The sequence below is a fragment of the Paenibacillus sp. LPE1-1-1.1 genome (assembly GCF_040676435.1).
Lineage (GTDB): Bacteria > Bacillota > Bacilli > Paenibacillales > Paenibacillaceae > Pristimantibacillus.
Map to the genome: position 1 here is coordinate 466,609 of NZ_JBEGHY010000044.1, position 17,294 is coordinate 483,902.

At 44.7% G+C, this 17,294-nt stretch carries 21 protein-coding genes and 1 tRNA gene; 5 read left to right on the forward strand and 17 right to left on the reverse strand.

All coding sequences use genetic code 11. The features are described from left to right. Positions 1-80 precede the first annotated feature (80 nt). Genes MRBLPE1_RS28800 through MRBLPE1_RS28810 form a run of 3 tightly spaced genes read left to right on the forward strand, consistent with a single transcriptional unit; the run spans position 81 to position 1,778 of the window. Positions 81-482, forward strand: coding sequence for a DUF350 domain-containing protein (locus MRBLPE1_RS28800; protein ID WP_364152627.1), 402 nt, complete (start codon positions 81-83; stop codon positions 480-482). 21 nt (positions 483-503) lie between these two features. Then, positions 504-1,010, forward strand: a complete 507-nt coding sequence (locus MRBLPE1_RS28805; protein ID WP_364152630.1) for a DUF4178 domain-containing protein — start codon at positions 504-506, stop codon at positions 1,008-1,010. A 9-nt stretch (positions 1,011-1,019) separates the two neighbouring features. Further along, positions 1,020-1,778, forward strand: coding sequence for a DUF4247 domain-containing protein (locus tag MRBLPE1_RS28810; protein ID WP_364152633.1), 759 nt, complete (start codon positions 1,020-1,022; stop codon positions 1,776-1,778). Between the two features lie 50 nt (positions 1,779-1,828). On the opposite strand, the gene MRBLPE1_RS28815 is transcribed toward MRBLPE1_RS28810, so the two are convergent. The 4 genes from MRBLPE1_RS28815 to rpsF form a co-directional block, all read right to left on the reverse strand. Then, a complete protein-coding gene (locus tag MRBLPE1_RS28815) occupies positions 1,829-2,983 on the reverse strand; it encodes a cation:proton antiporter (protein ID WP_364152636.1) in 1,155 nt (384 codons plus the stop codon). Positions 2,984-3,117: 134 nt separating this feature from the next. After that, positions 3,118-3,402, reverse strand: a complete 285-nt coding sequence (gene rpsR, locus MRBLPE1_RS28820; RefSeq protein ID WP_053373429.1) for a 30S ribosomal protein S18 — start codon at positions 3,400-3,402, stop codon at positions 3,118-3,120. A 111-nt stretch (positions 3,403-3,513) separates the two neighbouring features. Further along, complete coding sequence (gene ssb / locus MRBLPE1_RS28825; RefSeq protein ID WP_364152640.1) at positions 3,514-4,035, reverse strand: single-stranded DNA-binding protein; 522 nt, start codon at positions 4,033-4,035, stop codon at positions 3,514-3,516. 36 nt (positions 4,036-4,071) lie between these two features. After that, entirely contained in the window at positions 4,072-4,356 is a 285-nt protein-coding gene (gene rpsF / locus MRBLPE1_RS28830; RefSeq protein ID WP_053373427.1) for a 30S ribosomal protein S6, read from the reverse strand. A gap of 249 nt (positions 4,357-4,605) precedes the next feature. Between rpsF and MRBLPE1_RS28835 the strand changes: the two genes are divergently transcribed. Then, positions 4,606-4,788 carry a YjzC family protein gene (locus tag MRBLPE1_RS28835; RefSeq protein ID WP_364152645.1) on the forward strand — a complete coding sequence of 61 codons (183 nt, stop codon included), beginning with the start codon at positions 4,606-4,608 and terminating at the stop codon, positions 4,786-4,788. 419 nt (positions 4,789-5,207) lie between these two features. On the opposite strand, the gene MRBLPE1_RS28840 is transcribed toward MRBLPE1_RS28835, so the two are convergent. From MRBLPE1_RS28840 to MRBLPE1_RS28860, 5 genes are all read right to left on the reverse strand, one after another. Further along, positions 5,208-5,666, reverse strand: coding sequence for a helix-hairpin-helix domain-containing protein (locus tag MRBLPE1_RS28840; protein WP_364152649.1), 459 nt, complete (start codon positions 5,664-5,666; stop codon positions 5,208-5,210). 76 nt (positions 5,667-5,742) lie between these two features. Then, positions 5,743-5,833 (reverse strand) — tRNA-Ser (locus MRBLPE1_RS28845). Between the two features lie 73 nt (positions 5,834-5,906). Beyond that, a complete protein-coding gene (locus tag MRBLPE1_RS28850; RefSeq protein ID WP_364152652.1) occupies positions 5,907-6,125 on the reverse strand; it encodes a DUF951 domain-containing protein in 219 nt (72 codons plus the stop codon). Beyond that, positions 6,115-6,990: a mechanosensitive ion channel family protein gene (locus tag MRBLPE1_RS28855; RefSeq protein WP_364152655.1), complete on the reverse strand. Its 876-nt coding sequence runs from the start codon at positions 6,988-6,990 to the stop codon at positions 6,115-6,117. Before MRBLPE1_RS28855 ends, MRBLPE1_RS28850 begins: the two co-directional genes overlap by 11 nt. A gap of 33 nt (positions 6,991-7,023) precedes the next feature. Next, positions 7,024-7,269: a DUF3343 domain-containing protein gene (locus tag MRBLPE1_RS28860; protein ID WP_364152658.1), complete on the reverse strand. Its 246-nt coding sequence runs from the start codon at positions 7,267-7,269 to the stop codon at positions 7,024-7,026. Between the two features lie 119 nt (positions 7,270-7,388). On the opposite strand from MRBLPE1_RS28860, the gene yyaC reads away from it, so the two are divergent. Beyond that, positions 7,389-7,997 carry a spore protease YyaC gene (yyaC, locus tag MRBLPE1_RS28865; RefSeq protein WP_364152661.1) on the forward strand — a complete coding sequence of 203 codons (609 nt, stop codon included), beginning with the start codon at positions 7,389-7,391 and terminating at the stop codon, positions 7,995-7,997. A 15-nt stretch (positions 7,998-8,012) separates the two neighbouring features. Here the strand turns inward: yyaC and MRBLPE1_RS28870 are convergent, their stop codons facing one another. The 8 genes from MRBLPE1_RS28870 to mnmE all read right to left on the reverse strand — a co-directional run bounded on the left by MRBLPE1_RS28870 (position 8,013) and on the right by mnmE (position 17,272). Then, on the reverse strand, positions 8,013-8,495 hold the full coding sequence (locus MRBLPE1_RS28870) for a DUF4446 family protein (protein WP_364152664.1): 483 nt from the start codon (positions 8,493-8,495) through the stop codon (positions 8,013-8,015). 27 nt (positions 8,496-8,522) lie between these two features. Next, positions 8,523-9,692: an aminotransferase class V-fold PLP-dependent enzyme gene (locus MRBLPE1_RS28875; protein WP_364152749.1), complete on the reverse strand. Its 1,170-nt coding sequence runs from the start codon at positions 9,690-9,692 to the stop codon at positions 8,523-8,525. Positions 9,693-9,799: 107 nt separating this feature from the next. Beyond that, complete coding sequence (locus tag MRBLPE1_RS28880) at positions 9,800-10,651, reverse strand: ParB/RepB/Spo0J family partition protein (protein ID WP_364152667.1); 852 nt, start codon at positions 10,649-10,651, stop codon at positions 9,800-9,802. Beyond that, a complete protein-coding gene (locus MRBLPE1_RS28885) occupies positions 10,632-11,405 on the reverse strand; it encodes a ParA family protein (RefSeq protein WP_364152670.1) in 774 nt (257 codons plus the stop codon). The genes MRBLPE1_RS28880 and MRBLPE1_RS28885 overlap by 20 nt, the downstream gene beginning before the upstream one ends. A 204-nt stretch (positions 11,406-11,609) precedes the next feature. Then, positions 11,610-12,428: a nucleoid occlusion protein gene (noc, locus tag MRBLPE1_RS28890; protein ID WP_364152673.1), complete on the reverse strand. Its 819-nt coding sequence runs from the start codon at positions 12,426-12,428 to the stop codon at positions 11,610-11,612. Positions 12,429-12,995: 567 nt separating this feature from the next. Continuing rightward, a complete protein-coding gene (rsmG, locus tag MRBLPE1_RS28895; protein WP_364152676.1) occupies positions 12,996-13,718 on the reverse strand; it encodes a 16S rRNA (guanine(527)-N(7))-methyltransferase RsmG in 723 nt (240 codons plus the stop codon). Between the two features lies 1 nt (position 13,719). After that, a complete protein-coding gene (gene mnmG, locus MRBLPE1_RS28900) occupies positions 13,720-15,609 on the reverse strand; it encodes a tRNA uridine-5-carboxymethylaminomethyl(34) synthesis enzyme MnmG (protein ID WP_364152679.1) in 1,890 nt (629 codons plus the stop codon). Positions 15,610-15,892: 283 nt separating this feature from the next. Then, positions 15,893-17,272, reverse strand: a complete 1,380-nt coding sequence (mnmE, locus tag MRBLPE1_RS28905; RefSeq protein ID WP_364152682.1) for a tRNA uridine-5-carboxymethylaminomethyl(34) synthesis GTPase MnmE — start codon at positions 17,270-17,272, stop codon at positions 15,893-15,895. Between the last annotated feature and the right edge of the window lie 22 nt (positions 17,273-17,294).

The following is a 17,294-nucleotide window of genomic DNA, read 5'->3' on the forward strand; positions in this document are numbered from 1 at the left end:
GCTGGTGTTAGGACTCGGACTCCCCGGTTTTAACAAAAGGCGGTCATTTTTATAAATTCAAAACCTTGGAGGAATTATCGATGTCATGGATTGATCTTATCCGTATTCCGGTTTGGACTGGCGCAGGAGCCATTTTACTCGTCATTATTATGTTTCTGGACTCCCGGTTTACGAAGTACAATGATTTGCAAGAAATTAAAAACGGAAATACTGCCGTAACGACTCGCTTTGTGCTTAAGCTTTTTGCTCAGGCGTATATTTTATCCCAATCTATCAGCAAATCCAGTGAAATGTGGGAAGCTCTTGTCATCTCCCTCGTCTCTTTCGTCCTCTTGCTCGTGCTGGAGTGGATCGTGGAGAAGGTAGTCATCGCCATAAGCGGGATGAAGCTGGAGCAAGGAATCCATGAAGGCAAGATCGGTTATGCATTGTTTGCCGGATCCCTTCATATTGCCGGTGCGCTGATCATTGGATCTATCTAATTTAATAAAGGAGCATTTCAGATGAGCTTGTTCAAAAGGATCAAAAACCTGCTTACTCCCGCTGAAGCGCCCATTGCTGAGAAAAGTATCATGACGCTTTCGCCTGGCGATGTATGCGAGGTTTCCTTAATTACTTACAACGTAACAGGCCGAACACATAACCGATCCCGCAATGCCATCGTGCTTACGCTTCAGGACGGCATTACCATTCGCTACTTGACTGTAGAGGAACGGGAAAGAACGGTATATGCGCTATATGATCCCATTGACGGGCGGCTGGACTCCATTGATGAGGTCCCGACTATTTTGGAGTTGGATGATCGGAATTACCACATGGAGGAGCAATTCTCCGGCTTAATTATGGCCAGCGGCAAAACGCCTTACATGCAGGGAGGCGAACAGCATGTCTGGCAATACCAATCTGATGATATGAGGCTTCTCCGTATCGAATGGCAGGACGGACGCTTCATGCTTTATGAAGGAGAAAGCGTTCTGCCGGCCGATGTTCGCGTGCTGCGGGGCGGATAGGAGGACATGATGAATAAATGGTGGCATCAATCGATTAAATACCTGCTTCTGCTGAGCTTTATCATCCCTCTTCTCACGGCTTGCGCCGTTTCGGATTCCGTGAAGGATCAATATCCTTTGCAATCGGTCAATGGTTCCGGCAATGAGACCTCTTATGTGTACCGTGCCGATAATATCTCCGTTCCCGATGTGGCCGCTAATTTAGCGGACCAGCGAAAGCCCGAGCAGCAGAGCGAAGTGAGTACGGAACGGATGTTTCTCGTTTATTCGGACGAAGTCATTCAGTTGGATCAAGCTCCTGACGATCCGTCCGACACATTAATCGAGATTAACTCCACCGAATATGTAAGGCAAAATTACAGCTCGAGTTTTCTTCAAGGCTACCTTATTGCCAGTGTTCTTGACGACTTGTTTGATCATGGTAAATATGGCAAAGGGAAATATCGCGGATATACAACCAAGGATATATATAAGCCTAATACCTCATACCGAGTCCCTACGGTAGAGGATAAGAAGCTGGCTCCTCCGTTAACGGTTAATCGAACGGGCTCGGTGTTTAAGCGCTCCAAGGATGCCAATGCTTCAGCTTCCTCACCAAATACAAGCTCAAGCCAAAATAAAGATACCATTACTTCCAAGCCAGCCACTAAGGGGAAAATTGTAAAGGAAGCCAATGAATCAAGCAAATCAAATAAAGTATACACCAAGCCGCGTAAATCCAAACCTTCCGTTAAGGTTGGTAAAAGCAGAGTAACGCGTAGGCGGTAATAGAAACAGAAACGCCCTGCCGCCTCATCAAAGAAAGAGCAGTATCCCGATTAAGGATGCTGCTCTTGTTTTTTTTGGGGGAAAACCATTTTCAACATTGGCGGTGTGACTAGCGTTGTCAAAATTACCACGATGACCACTGCCGTAAAGTACTTCGGAAGCAAGAGCCCCGATTCTAATCCCGATGCCGCAATTATAAGCGCCACCTCTCCCCTGGATACCATGCCGGCGCCAATTGCCAGCGAAGAGTGATTGTTGAACCCGGTTAGCCTTGCACCTAATCCTCCGCCCAGCAGCTTCGTCAGAATCGCAACCAGCGATAACAACAGAATAAAAATGAGCTGATTGCCTACTCCGACAAATGTGATATTTAAACCGATGCTCACGAAGAAAACAGGCACGAATAACGTATAGGCGATCGGCTCCACCTTGGAATCCACATCATGCTTAAACGAGGTTTGCGATATGGCGATTCCAGCCGCAAAAGCGCCTATAATTCCGGCCACACCCATTTTCTCTGCAAAATAAGAAAACGCAAAGCAGGCAATCAACGCTCCGCTCATGGCTGCTTCCGTTACTTTAAACCGAGCGAACTGCTTCATAAAGAATGGAATGACCCATATGGATATGACTACGATAATAACAAAAAATAATAACTTTTTACCAATTAATATCGGTAAGGAAACATCGCCTGATGCACCAAGCAAACTCATCATCACTGCTAAAAGCACAACCACAACGACATCGTCTACAACCGCTGCTCCAAGTATCGTCGTTCCTTCCCTGGAATTAAGCTGATTCATTTCCTTTAGCGTTTGAACCGATATGCTGACGGATGTGGCACAAAGCAGCAAACCAAGAAATAATGCTTCTGTATTTGACAAGCCTAGAGCTACTGCAATGGCGTATCCTCCAACAAACGGAAGGATGATTCCGCCAATGGCAACCGCGAAGGATGCTTTCCAATTTTTTCGAAGCTGCTCCAAGTCCGTTTCCAAACCTGCGATGAACATGAGTAAAAGCACGCCGATTTCCGCAAAATGATCAATGAAATCGTCAGGATGTACCCATCCGAGCAAGGCTGGCCCAAGGATGATACCCGCGAGCAGCTTTCCAAGCACGGCAGGCTGCCCTAATCGAACAGATAAATGCCCTGCAGCCTTTGTAGCAGCGATAATAAGAGCTAGATAAAATATAAATTGCATTCTCGTATACGCCCCCTATATCGATTGAATTAGCATGCAACAAAAAAAAGGCCCGTATTCATACGGGCCCCTAAATAAACAAAAAGAGCCCTTGGTGACAGGCTCCTCCGTTTTGTGCATATTCGCTTATCGACCTATTCAGTCGTGTAAGGAAGCAATGCGATTTGACGTGAACGTTTAACTGCGATTGTAAGCAAGCGTTGGTACTTCGCGCTTGTTCCAGTCACACGACGTGGCAAAATTTTGCCGCGCTCGCTGATAAACTTTTTCAGCAAATCTACATCTTTATAGTCAATTTTAGTGATTTTGTTTACAGTGAAGAAACACACTTTACGGCGTTTGTTGCGTCCGCCTTTACGTCCGCTGAACTTACGTTCTGGACGCTCGTCGCCACCGTTATCTCTTTGCTTGAAAGCCATGATAGGTATCCTCCTTATCGTTGAAAATTTTACAATTACGCAGCTGCTTTATATTGCGATAAAGGCTGCATAACCGTTCCATTGATACGCGAAGTAGAAGCTACTCCGATATCAAAAGGGCAAATCATCCTCTGATATATCAATCGGGCGTCCGTCATCCTGGAAAGGATCACGGCTGTCGTTACGTGAGTTATTGCCAGATGGCCGGTTACCGCTGCTTTGGGAAGCGTTGCCGCCGTAAGATCCGCCGCCGCTGCTTGTACCGCCGCTGTAGCTGCTTCCGCCTTCTTCGCGCGAGCCGCCGCCGTCTTTATTGGATTCCAAGAACCGAACGTTATCCGCGATAACTTCCGTTACGTAGACGCGTTTGCCTTCGTTGTTCTCGTAATTCCGTACTTGAATGCGTCCTTCAACCGCTGTTAAGCGGCCTTTACGCAAGTAGTTGGCGCAAGTCTCGGCCAGTTGACGCCAAGTTACAACCGGAATAAAATCCGCTTCACGCTCGCCTTGACCGCCGCTCGTAAACGGACGATCTACTGCTAGCGTAAATTGTGTAACCGCAACACCTGCAGGCGTATAGCGAAGCTCTGGGTCTCTCGTCAATCTACCAATTAGTATAACACGGTTCAACATCGTTTCTGACCTCCCAATCGAACAATCCAGCGTGGATTAAGCGACGTCTCTGACGATCAACGAACGGATAACTTCATCCGTAATCTTCATGATGCGGTCAAGTTCATTCACAACTTCAGTCGTTGCGTTGAAATGTACCAGTACAAAGTACCCATCACGAAGCTTATTGATCTCATACGCAAGACGACGTTTTCCGCTCACATCTTGCTTTGTGACCTCTCCGCCGTTGGAGATAATGCCATGGAATTTGTCAACGATCGCTTGCAAGGCTTCTTGCTCAACGTCTGGACGAACGATGTACATTACTTCATATTTGCGCATATTGTTTCACCTCCTCTTGGACTAACGGCCCCATAAATGGAGCAAGGAACGAGCTTCTGCTCGCATCTCTATACTATATCAAATTCAATCGCCTATGACAAGCGAAAATAACAGAGGTTTTGCTCGAATACGTTTTTTAGCCGATATCTGCTACTTATGCAAATTAACCTTACTGCAAATACTACCCCAGCGGACAGATGAAGTGAGCTTCTCTTTAACGCGCCAAAATTATGCTGGAGGATGATCATGATGGGTGAAGGTACAATCTTTTCGCCGGGAGACAGAGCTCCGAACGATGGCACTTATATCGAGGATGGAGTGAATTCATTTCACATGGGCATTCAAAATCCGAAAAAAGTTAGGCTTAGCAAGGGAGAACGCTTTCCGGAAACAAGCAACCATGAACGCAAATGGAAGCGTATGGGACATTAGTTTTTCTGTTTTAATGAATGATGAAGGGCTTCCTTGGTCATTCTAATTGTCGACGGTGTAAGAGAGGTGTGGTTCCGTTGAACCATTTTGGCATGCGTAAACGACTGGCCCCGTCTTCTGACGGATCAGCATTCGTTTCGCAAAGAGTACAGCCTCAAGAGGATTTCGTTCACACAGGATAGAAGCGGAGGGTTGTGCCAAAGACACATGTCTGTAACACACGCGCATTCGAGCATCGTTAGGTATAACCGTTCAAGCGGATTCGTAACGTTGTGCTCAAAAGGATATAATGAAGCCCTGGCTGATTTGCTCCGATTGACGAATGAAGACCAAGGTTTCAAATACTTGTCGTGAGAATTAATCGACTCAACCATCAACCATCGTCAAGAAGAGGGCTCGCGAGAGCCCTCTTCTCTTTTCTACTCATGCCAGCTTTTACTTGGGCGATCTGCGGGATAACCATGCTCCGCTCGGTACAACTTCCGTTCCTGCGTAAAGTCCCACCATTGCTTATCGCTCCCTGGATGATTCGCATGGTACACGGCTAGCCTCATCACGTCTTCTACGCATGGATCCATCCAAACACCGTGCAGGCGCTCCAGACGGTCTACAAGCTCGGCTCCGCTCTCTCCACCGCTCTTAATTTGGTCCAACGATAAATAGCCCAGCTCGACTAAATTCATGGAGAGGCTCGGGCCAATCGATGGCACGCTTTGAAAGATAGCAAGCGCAAGCAAATGCGCTGCTCGCTTCTCGGAAACCTCTAATGTGACGCTTAGTTCTTCCGCGGAAAAATTCACTAAATCAATGAGCTTAATCTTTGCTTGTCTTAATCGCTTGCGTTCATCTTCCGTTAAAGGCAGCTTAGGCGCGCTCAATTCACTGGCCTCCCAGCAAAATAATATGTAAATAAAAAAAACGATCCGAATATCGAATCGTTTGACTGTTTAAGTATGGCGGAGAAGGTGGGATTCGAACCCACGCACGGTTTGACCCGCCTAGCTGATTTCGAGTCAGCCCCCTTGGGCCTCTTGGGTACCTCTCCGCATGTAAAAATTATTGTATCATAAGGCTTGTCTTCATGCAAGTGCTTGTTCGGATTTTTTTATTATTGATCATTAAGCATCGGAGACATCTTCCGTTGCACCTTTTGAGCGAAGCACTTTCTTCATGTTTTTTTCGAATTTAGCTCGCGGGATAAGCACGCTGTGTTTACAACCCACGCATTTAATGCGAATATCCATGCCCATTCGAATGATTTCCATTTCATTAGAGCCGCATGGATGCTGTTTTTTCATTTGAACGACATCACCCAGCTCAAATTGCTTACGCTCCACCTTTCACGCCCCCTTTTTCATTCCGGTGATAGGTCACCATTCTCGGATAAGGAATTTCGATTCCGCTGGCATCTAATGCTTTCTTGATCACCATATTTAATTTTCGCGCCACAACCGGATGCGTATTGGGACGGCATTCTGCAATAACGCGAAGGGTCACGCCGGTGGGAGCAATCGTTTGGATACCGAGTACCTCCGGCGCATTAATCAAATTCTCATCCTGCATCGTTATCATCGTATGGCGAACGACCTCAAGGGCACGGTCAACCTCTTCTTCAAAAGCAATCGAAATGTCTACAACGGCGATGCTGTTATTGATCGAGAAGTTCGTGACCTCGTTAATCATGCCGTTTGGCACGATATGGACCTCACCCGTCCAGCTTTGGATTCGCGTTGTCCGAAGGCCGATCACTTCCACGGTTCCTTTAAACTGACCCGTTTGTATGACATCGCCGACGGCAAATTGATCCTCCAACACGATAAAAAATCCTGTAATAATATCCTTAACCAAGCTCTGGGCGCCAAAACCTATCGCTAGTCCCAACACTCCTGCTCCCGCAAGCAAAGGGCCCAGATTAATGCCGAACTCGGACAGAATAAGCATGGTTGATATGAAGTAAACGACATACGAGGCTACATTTTTCATGAGCTTGCCAACCGTTGTCATCCTTCTCGTATGGTTAACCGGCCTCTTGCTCTCACGCTCCAAAATAACCCGATCGATTGTTTTATGTATAATCCATACCACTAATCGCCCAATAAACAAAAACATTACGACACGCAAAGCTGAGCTGCCGAAGGATCCCCAAAATTCATTATCTGTCAACCATGCAACAACTTTATCGTATCGTTCTTTGATTGACATACTACTTCCTCCTCTTTCCAACCCTTATCTAAATTATACGTTTACTTGCTCGTATCCGGATTCGATGGCTTTAAATATGCCTCTAACCTCTACGTTTTCTTGCACAATGACTTCCTTTACCATCAATAAATCCTCTTCCGGAAAATGAATCGATAACGCGCAGCCGGCTGTTATTTCCTTGGGCGTAGGACAAATATCGATTTCGATTTCTGCATATTCCAGCAGCATCTCCGCACGCAATGCCTGCTGCGTGGAGTCAAACGCAATTAGCACGTGCATGACCTCCATTGATTCGAATGACAAACCATTTCGCAAACAAAATATCAAAACTATCTGACGTATAAAATGGTTGTCCCATCCATATACTAGTAACATATCGGTATTATCGGAGGGATTCTATGAAACTTTCATTTATTAAAGAGACGCCTTTGAAGGTACCTTACACGACTGCTAATGTTATTGGCATGCTGGTTAATCGCCTAACCGCCATGCTGGAAGAGATGGCCGGCAACCGCCCCATCGTAGTCGTATGCGTGGGTACGGACCGATCAACGGGCGATGCTTTGGGACCTCTAATCGGAACGAATTTATCCAAATACCGCAGTCCTCATTTCGAGCTGTTTGGCACATTAGAAAACCCTGTCCATGCCATGAATTTGGATGATACGCTTATTGAAATCAATCGCCGCTATCATAAACCTTTTGTTGTCGGTATCGATGCATGCCTTGGTCAAGTTTCCAGCGTAGGCAGTATTCAAGTAGGTGTTGGCCCTGTTCGCCCTGGTGCCGGCGTCAATAAAGATCTCCCTCCGGTTGGCGATATCCATATTACCGGTATCGTTAACGTTGGCGGCTTTATGGAATATTTCGTGCTACAAAACACACGCTTGCATCTTGTAATGAAAATGTCCGATATTATAGCGCTTAGCCTTTTTACGGCGATTGCGAATAACGTTCATCTTACCAACACTGCAATTGAACAAACAGCGGCTTCCGATAATCTTTAATGGGATATCCGGATTTTATTTTGCTTCCAAAATAGCTTTGCGCTCTTCAGGTGTTAATGGATATACGGATTCGCCTTTTTCGACTGGCTTTGCATAGACATAGCTGGTTTCCCTGCTGTGTAAACTCGAGAAAACGGCTCCGTCCTTCGCATCATTAATAATGGCAATTGAAAAGCTAAGATCACTGCCTTGTTCAGCAAAAGCATTATAACGGATAACGCCTATTTTCCCTTTTTGCAAAGGCACAGTTTCTTGTACTGAAGTTAATTGTGATTTCAATTGTTTGTTTTCCTGCTGCAGTTCTGTAAAGCTTTCCTTCAATTCAATAATCACAGATTCAATATTCGTTACTCCCGTATTCCCCATGACCGCTGTATACTGCTTACGCAGCTTTTTCAGCCGCCCGCCAATGATTGAAATCCAAATGAATAATATGATGACAAATAAAGCTAACCCCACCGTAACAGCATTCATCGGATTTGATGTCCAGTCTTCCATCGTTGTTAATCCGCCCCCAATTCATTGCTATACCCCATACTGCTGTGCGATTTCCTTTATGGCCATTGCCAAAGTATCGATTTCCTCGTTTGTCGTAAATACGCCAACACTAGCGCGTATAGCTCCCGTCTCCGCAGTTCCTGCACAAGCATGTGCGAGCGGTGTACAATGAAAGCCAGCTCGCACGGCAATCCGGTAATGCTGATCCAGAATGAATGACAGCTCCGATGGATCAACGCCGGTTAAATTAAAAGCCACAATTCCAGTTCGCTGCTCACCAAGATCAGGCCCCATTAATTTGACTCCATTAACCGATTTTAGTCCTTCCAAAAGCCTCTGCGTCAATGTCCATTCCTTAGTATGGATTTTCTGAACCGTCTCATTCAACACATACTGAACACCTGCTTTAAGCCCTGCCAAGCCTGGTGTATTTTGCGTTCCGGCCTCATAGCGATCAGGCCTAACCTGGGGCTGCTCACGCGCCTCTGATTGACTCCCGGTTCCGCCATGCAATAATGGCACCAAATCAAGCTCAGGATTGATGTATAGGCCTCCTGTGCCCTGTGGGCCAAGCAGTCCCTTATGCCCTGGGAAAGCAAGCATATCAATCCCCATTGCTCTTACATCTACAGGTATTATACCGGCACTTTGAGCTGCGTCTACAAGCAGCTTTATACCATGTTTTTTTGTAAGCTCAGCAATTTCCGCTACGGGCATTATCGTTCCAAGCAGATTAGAACTATGATTAACAACCGCGAGCGTTGTATTGGGACGTATGGCATTGGCAACATCATCTAGATTTAAAAAACCGCGTTCATCCGATTCCACATAGGTCACTTCAATACCAATCGTTTGCTCCAAGTAATATAATGGCCGTCTTACCGAGTTGTGCTCCACTGAAGTTGCAATGACATGATCGCCCGGCTTCAGCCAACCCTTGATCGCCATATTTAACGACATGGTCGTATTTGAGGTGAATGCAATATCATTCGGGTTTTTTATGTTGAAAAGCTTAGCGAGATGCTTACGCGTCTCAAACAAAATACGACTGGCCCGCACTGCCATTGCATGGCTGCCTCTGCCTGGATTAGCGGCGTCATTCAACATAGCGTTAATGACTGCTTCCGTTACTGCCGGCGGTTTTGGCCAAGATGTTGCAGCATGGTCTAAATAAATGACCGATTGTTCGTTGTTAATCACAAATTCACACCTTTCCTAGCTCCCTGTTCACAACAATGGCATACCTTAGTTTAATCTTTCAAAAGCAAGATTACAACTTAGGTATGCCATTGTTTGGTATAGCTTTATGCCATGTATTGAAGCAGTTCTAGCAACCTTTCCAAATCCTGTTTGCTATAGTACTGAAGCTCTATTTTGCCTTTATCTTTCTGCTGCTTAATTTTAACGGTGGTTTTAAATCGTTCACGCAATGATTCCTCAAGATGATCGATATAAGGATCACGTTTCCGCTGGCTCGGCTTAGTTACATCTTCTGGTTGCTTAGAATCAAGCTTCTGAATCGCCTCTTCCAGATCGCGCACGCTCCACTCTTGCGCTACGGTCAGGTCTGCTAATTCCTTCTGTGTTTTATCATCTTTAATTCCAACTAATGCTCTTGCATGGCCCATTGAAATTGTTCCACGTGAAACATTGTCTTTAATTTCGGATGGCAATGATAGCAGTCTTACAAAGTTTGCAATGTGCGAACGTGACTTACCTACCTTCATAGACAACTCTTCTTGCGTGAGCTTGAACTTATCAATAAGCGCTTGATATGCTATAGCAACCTCAATTGCATTCAAATCCTCGCGTTGAAGATTTTCAATCAGTGCAATTTCCATTACCTGTTGGTCTGTGAAAGACCTGACTACGGCAGGAATGGTCGCATTGCCACAAAATTGGGAAGCGCGAAAACGTCTCTCCCCCGCAATGATTTCATAGCCCTTTAATACGGTACGAACGATAATCGGTTGAATAATGCCATGCTGCTTAATGGATTCTGCTAGTTCTTTTATGGAATCCTCATCAAATGTTTTCCTTGGCTGATACGGGTTAGGTCTTAGCTGCGTTAATGAAATTTCAATCACTTTGTCATCGTCATTCACAGAAAGCGATGGGATAAGCGCATCCAGCCCTCTACCTAGCCGCTTGCTCATACATAATCACTTCCTTTGCGAGTTCAAGATAAACTTCCGCACCTTTAGAACGTGGATCATATGTGATAATTGCTTGTCCATGCGATGGAGCCTCACTCAAACGAACGTTACGCGGAATAATGGTTTGGTATACCTTTTGTTGGAAATACTTTTTAACCTCTTCAATAACCTGAATGCCCAAGTTCGTTCTTGCATCCAACATGGTTAGAAGAACACCTTCAATTTGAAGAGATGTATTCAAATGCTTTTGAACGAGTCGAACCGTGTTCAAGAGCTGACTCAATCCTTCAAGCGCATAATATTCACACTGAATAGGAATAAGGACAGAATCCGCTGCAGTTAAGGAGTTAATGGTCAAAATGCCTAGTGAAGGCGGGCAATCAATCAATACATAATCAAAATCATCCTTGACCATGTGTAATGACTTTTTCAAGCGAAGCTCCCTCGATATCGTAGGAACCAACTCAATTTCTGCGCCAGCCAGCTGAATGGTTGCCGGTATGATTTTTAATCCGGGGACTCTTGTTTCAAACATGGCATCCTTCGGATGGACATCATTAATAAGCACATCATAAATACAGTTCGTAACATCACCCTTGTTAATGCCTAATCCACTCGTTGTATTCCCCTGTGGATCAATATCAACCAGCAGCACTTTTTTACCAAGCGATGCTAGACAAGCAGCTAAATTGACAGACGTTGTCGTTTTTCCGACACCGCCCTTCTGATTGGCTATTGCAATAATTTTCGACAAAACCGGCTCACCTCAATGTGTACAACTTTTATGTGCTTTTCTAAGAAGCAAAAATACCCCAATATAATGTAGGAATAAAAATGATATTTTGGTTGGTTTTTATAGTCTACTAAAAATATGACTTCTGCTACAAATGGCATCGCCGCCCTCGGTGAGGGCGGCACAAAATAAACGTTTAATTATTGCAAATGTTTAATTATATTTCTATCGTTTAGGGATTTGGATGACAATTTCGTAATGATCATCGTGATCCTTTTCGTTCGTTTTAATTTGCAGACCTGAGCCGGAGACCATCTCAATCGATTGTCTAATTGTATTTAAAGCCAAACGAACATCCTTTGTAAAAGAAATACGCTTCGCTTTCTTTAATTTAGTCGATTCTTTTAAGAAGGCAATACGAACCTCGGTTTGCTTTACATTTAAATCTTTAGTGATGATCTCTTCTAAAACCTTAAGTTGAAGTTCTTCACTATCTAACGACAATAAAGCACGAGCATGTCGTTCCGTAATTTTGCGTTCCATCAATGCCATCTTAATCGTATCATTTAGCATTAATAATCGCAATTTGTTTGCTATCGTGGATTGGCTTTTTCCGAGTCGCTGAGCTAGGCTTTCTTGTGTTAATTGATGGAGCTCAATCAGCTTTTGATATGCAATCGCTTCCTCAATAGCCGATAAGCCTTCTCTTTGCAGATTTTCAATCAGAGCAATAGAAGCGGTCTGCGAATCATTGAATTCACGAACAATTCCAGGAATGGTATCATAACCAAGCTTGGTAACTGCACGCCAGCGGCGCTCTCCTGCAATTATTTCATATCTGCCATTTCGCATGCGAACAACAATAGGCTGAATTACGCCATGTGTTCTAATTGTCTGGCATAACTCTTCAATTCGATCGTCATCAAAAATGGTACGCGGCTGAAATGGACTTGCGTCAATTTCTTGAATCGGAATTTGTCGAACTTCTTCTTGCGGTATGCGCTGCTCGGACAGGCCGAACAATCGAGAAAATTGTTCTTTCATATCGATAATTACCACCCGATCATGAGATAAACCTTGTTTTTAATCACTTCAAATGAAACCATTTCCCCCAACACTAACGGAATCATGCGTTTCATATTAGATGCAGCCTCTATCTGCTATAAACAAATAGAGCTGCTATTCTATTAAAAAGCAATTACAAGGTTTTTGCAATAAATACGCTTCAGCAGTAAGATTGGTTCATTGCCAATTGGATTATTTCGGTTGCGAGAACCTATCTCAGGTAATAATCGTCAACTGCACGGCGAACATCCATAACAAAATTCATTCGGAAATGATAGGAGAGGCTTTGTTTCAAATATAATCAAGTATAGCTTTGGAACTTATACGATGCTTATATTTATCCGCGCTCTGTGAACAACTGCCTTAACAAGGACAATGCTTTCTGTTCGCAGGCTAACGGTGTCGTCCAGTCTCTTCATCTACTTTAAAGATTCGACTAAAGCTGGACGATCTCCTGCTTGACACTAGTTCTGAATGAATAAATGTTGTATAAATATGGCGGTTATAGGACTTTCAATTGTTTCACGTGGAACAATATCGTTGATTTTACAGAAGCGGTTGTTTAAGTGGTGTGCCCGCTTTTCTAGGGTATTTACGCGGAGTAGCATCCGTCTTTTCTATTAAAACAATGTGACGCTCGGATTGTTCGTTCGGAAGAGACAGTTGATGCTGCGATTTAATTTTCCCCTTAAGCTCTCTTAAGCTAAAAGCTGCCTCTCGTACTTCTTCATCAGATTGTGAACCTTTCATGGCTGCGAATAAACCACCTTTTCTTACGAAAGGTAAACAAAATTCATTTAACACATTCAAACGAGCAACGGCTCTTGCTGTTACTAAATCATAGTTGTCACGATGCTCAGCTAACTGGGCAATATCCTCCGCCCGGCCATGCAAACACAAAACATTCTTTAAACCAAGCTGTTCGGTAAGGTGAGATAAAAATTGAATTCTTTTATTCAAAGAATCAACAATCATCACTTTTAGATGCGGAAAACAAATTTTCAAAGGAATACTTGGAAAACCAGCACCCGAACCAATATCCGCAATATTACGGACGTTATTCATTTTCGTATAAAAGGAAAGCGATATCGAATCATAAAAATGTTTTTCATAAACGGCATCTCTTTCCGTAATTCCCGTCAAATTCATTTTTTCATTCCACTCGACAAGCAACCGGAAGTAAAGCTCGAATTGATCTAGCTGTTCAGAGGAAAGCGGTATGCCGCTCTCCTCCATCCTCTTTGTAAACCAAAGCAATGTTTCATCCATATTAAGAACCTCTCGCTGCAGTCACACGGTTATAATGCTCCAAGTACACAAGCAGTATTGAAATATCAGCCGGGGTTACGCCAGCAATACGAGAAGCTTGCCCAATGGATAGAGGCCGAATAACGGAAAGCTTTTGTTTTGCCTCAGAAGCCAAGCTGCGCACATCATTATATTCAATGTCATCCGGAATCCGTTTTTTCTCCATTTTGTTCAGGCGTTCCACTTGCACCAGCTGCTTTTCAATATATCCTGCGTACTTGATTTGAATTTCAACTTGCTCCTTCATTTCCTCCGTCATTTCCGGAACGGAAGGCACTGCCGTCTCAAGCATCGCATAGGTTACCTCAGGCCGTCTAAGCAAGGAAAGCGCGTCTGTTCCATGCTCCATCGGAGCTGTACCAGCAGCAATCAGCATTTCATTCACTTGATCTGGCTTCACCTTTGTGCCGCGCAGACGTTCAATATCGATTTCAACCAATTCTTTTTTTCTTAAAAATTTATTGTAGCGTTCTTCCGAAATAAGCCCGATTTCATAACCTTTCGGCGTTAAACGTAGATCCGCATTGTCATGGCGAAGCAATAAGCGATATTCCGCTCTTGAGGTAAGCAACCGGTAAGGGTCATTCGTACCTTTCGTAACAAGGTCGTCAATCATTACGCCAATATAGCCCTCTGAACGACCGATGATAATCGGTTCTTTTCCTTGTACTTTACGTGCTGCATTAATTCCCGCCATCACGCCTTGACCCGCGGCTTCCTCGTATCCCGATGTTCCATTAATTTGCCCAGCCGTAAACAAGCTGTCAATCACCTTTGTTTCTAAAGACGGCCACAGCTGCGTAGGAACAACCGCATCATATTCAATAGCATAACCATTGCGCATCATCTCAACTTTTTCCAAACCTGGGATAGATCGCAAAATACCAAGCTGGACATCCTCCGGCATGCTTGTCGATAGTCCTTGCACATAATATTCAGATGTATTTTTGCCTTCCGGCTCTAAAAAGATTTGATGCTTAGGCTTATCGGCAAAACGTACGATTTTATCTTCGATTGACGGACAATACCGTGGCCCCGTACCCTCAATAGCACCAGAGAACATCGGAGCGCGATGCAAATTATCGTTAATAATTTTGTGTGTTGCTTCTGACGTATACGTCAACCAGCAAGGGAGCTGTTCATTATCAGAAGACTCGGTCTCATGAGAGAAAAACTTAGGCTTATCGTCACCCGGCTGAATCTCTGTTTTAGTGAAATCAATGGTGTCTTTATGAACACGCGGCGGAGTGCCTGTTTTAAAACGAACAAGCTCGAGCCCGTTTTCCTTCAAGCTTGCAGAAAGTCTGACCGAAGGCTGTTGATTATTCGGACCACTTTCGTACATTAGCTCGCCCATAATGATTTTTCCGCGCAAATAAGTTCCCGTTGTAACAACAGTCGTGCGTGCACGATATTCTGCTCCTGTTTTTGTAACGATACCTAAGCATTTGCCATCTTCAACGATAAGCTCCTCCGCCATCCCCTGGCGCAGCGTCAAATGCGGTGTTTCCTCAATTGTTTTCTTCATTACATGCTGATAATCAAATTTATCGGCCTGCGCACGTAAGGCATGCACTGCAGGGCCTTTACCCGTATTAAGCATTCTCATTTGAATAAATGTTTTGTCGATATTGCGTCCCATTTCGCCGCCTAAAGCATCAATTTCACGGACAACATGGCCTTTGGCCGGACCGCCGATCGATGGATTGCAAGGCATAAATGCAACCATGTCCAAATTAATCGTAAGCAGCAGCGTTTCGCAGCCCATACGCGCAGCAGCAAGCGCCGCCTCACAGCCCGCATGCCCCGCTCCAATGACTATCACGTCATATTCACCAGCGTTATATCTCATTATTCTTTACCCTCCTAAAGGCTTTCCCAGAAAATCTGCTTCGTTTGCTCTAATTGAGGTTTACGATAAAACAGATCCCTTAATCATTGATCAAGGCTTTCAATAAAAGCCTCGATCATTTTCATCCTTACTGCTTTAGCATTAGATGAACATGTTTATGGTAAACAAACTCGAATTTTGTAATGTTCTGCAGGATATAACCCTTTATTGCAATACTTCTTCCTTCTAAACCGTCATAATCTGCGGATAGCAAAACCACCACTTAACCCTCACCTACATCCAACTATTTCCCTAAGCAGAACTGCGAGAAAATTTGATCAATCAGGGAATCGCCGGCTTCGTCTCCAAGGATTTCGCCAAGCGACTCCCAAGCGGAGCGAGCATCAATCTGGATAAGATCGATTGGAATGCCTGCTTCTGAAGCTTCGATCGCATCGACAAGGGACTGTCTCGCCCTCTTCAGTAAAGCAATATGTCGAACGTTGCTTACATATGTCAAATCGCCGGATTCGAGTTGTCCCTCAAAAAACATCTCGCTAATCGTTTTCTCCAGACGGTCAAGACCGTCCTCTTCAAGAACCGACATTTTTACGATGGAATCCGCAGAAATCGACTCCTCCACCACCTCAATTTCTAATTGACGCGGCAAGTCAGTCTTATTTATGATCGCAATGACCGGGCGACCCTTCATTTGCAGCAAAAGTTCCCGATCATCTGCTTGCAGCGGTTCATTATAATTGAGCACTAGCAAAATGAGATCCGCTTCTTCAAGGGCATTGCGCGATCTTTCTACTCCGATTCGTTCAACCACGTCCGTTGTTTCCCGGATACCTGCTGTGTCGAGCAGCCGGAGCGGTATGCCGTTTAGCGCCACAAACTGCTCAATGACATCACGGGTCGTTCCGGGAATATCCGTAACAATCGCTTTGTTTTCTTGCGTCAGTACATTCATAAGCGACGACTTACCGACATTGGGCCGACCCACAATTGCCGTTACGATGCCCTCTCGTAATATCTTGCCTTCATTTGCGGTTTTTAACAAACGATCTATTTCATCAATAGCAGAATCGCATTGGTCACGAATAAAAGAATTCGTCATTTCCTCCACGTCATGCTCCGGATAATCAATGTTCACTTCGATATGAGCCAGCAGCTCTATGACAGTCTGTCTTAAAGCTTTAATCCGCTTCGATAATACGCCCTCCGCTTGCTTCCGCGCAACGGAAAAAGCACGATCCGATTTGGAACGGATCAAATCAATGACCGCCTCTGCCTGCATAAGATCAATTCGGCCATTTAGAAAAGCACGTTTCGTAAACTCTCCCGGTTCCGCCGTGCGGTATCCCTGCAGCTGCAGCACCACATCTAGGACCTTTTTAACGGCAATGACGCCGCCATGCGCATTGATTTCGACAACATCTTCCGCCGTAAAGGACCGCGGCCCGCGCATGAGCGTAACCAGTACTTCTTCCACCTCTTCACCCGATATCGGGTCAATGATGTGGCCATAATGCAGCGTATGCGTTTCTGCATCTTTTAGATTGATTTTTGAACGAAACACCGTTGCGATTCCGGAAATTGCTTCCGGCCCGCTTATTCTTATTATGGCGATGCCGCCTTCTCCGACTGCTGTCGAAATGGCTGCTATCGTATCATGTACCATTGCTGTCAGCACCTCTCAAATG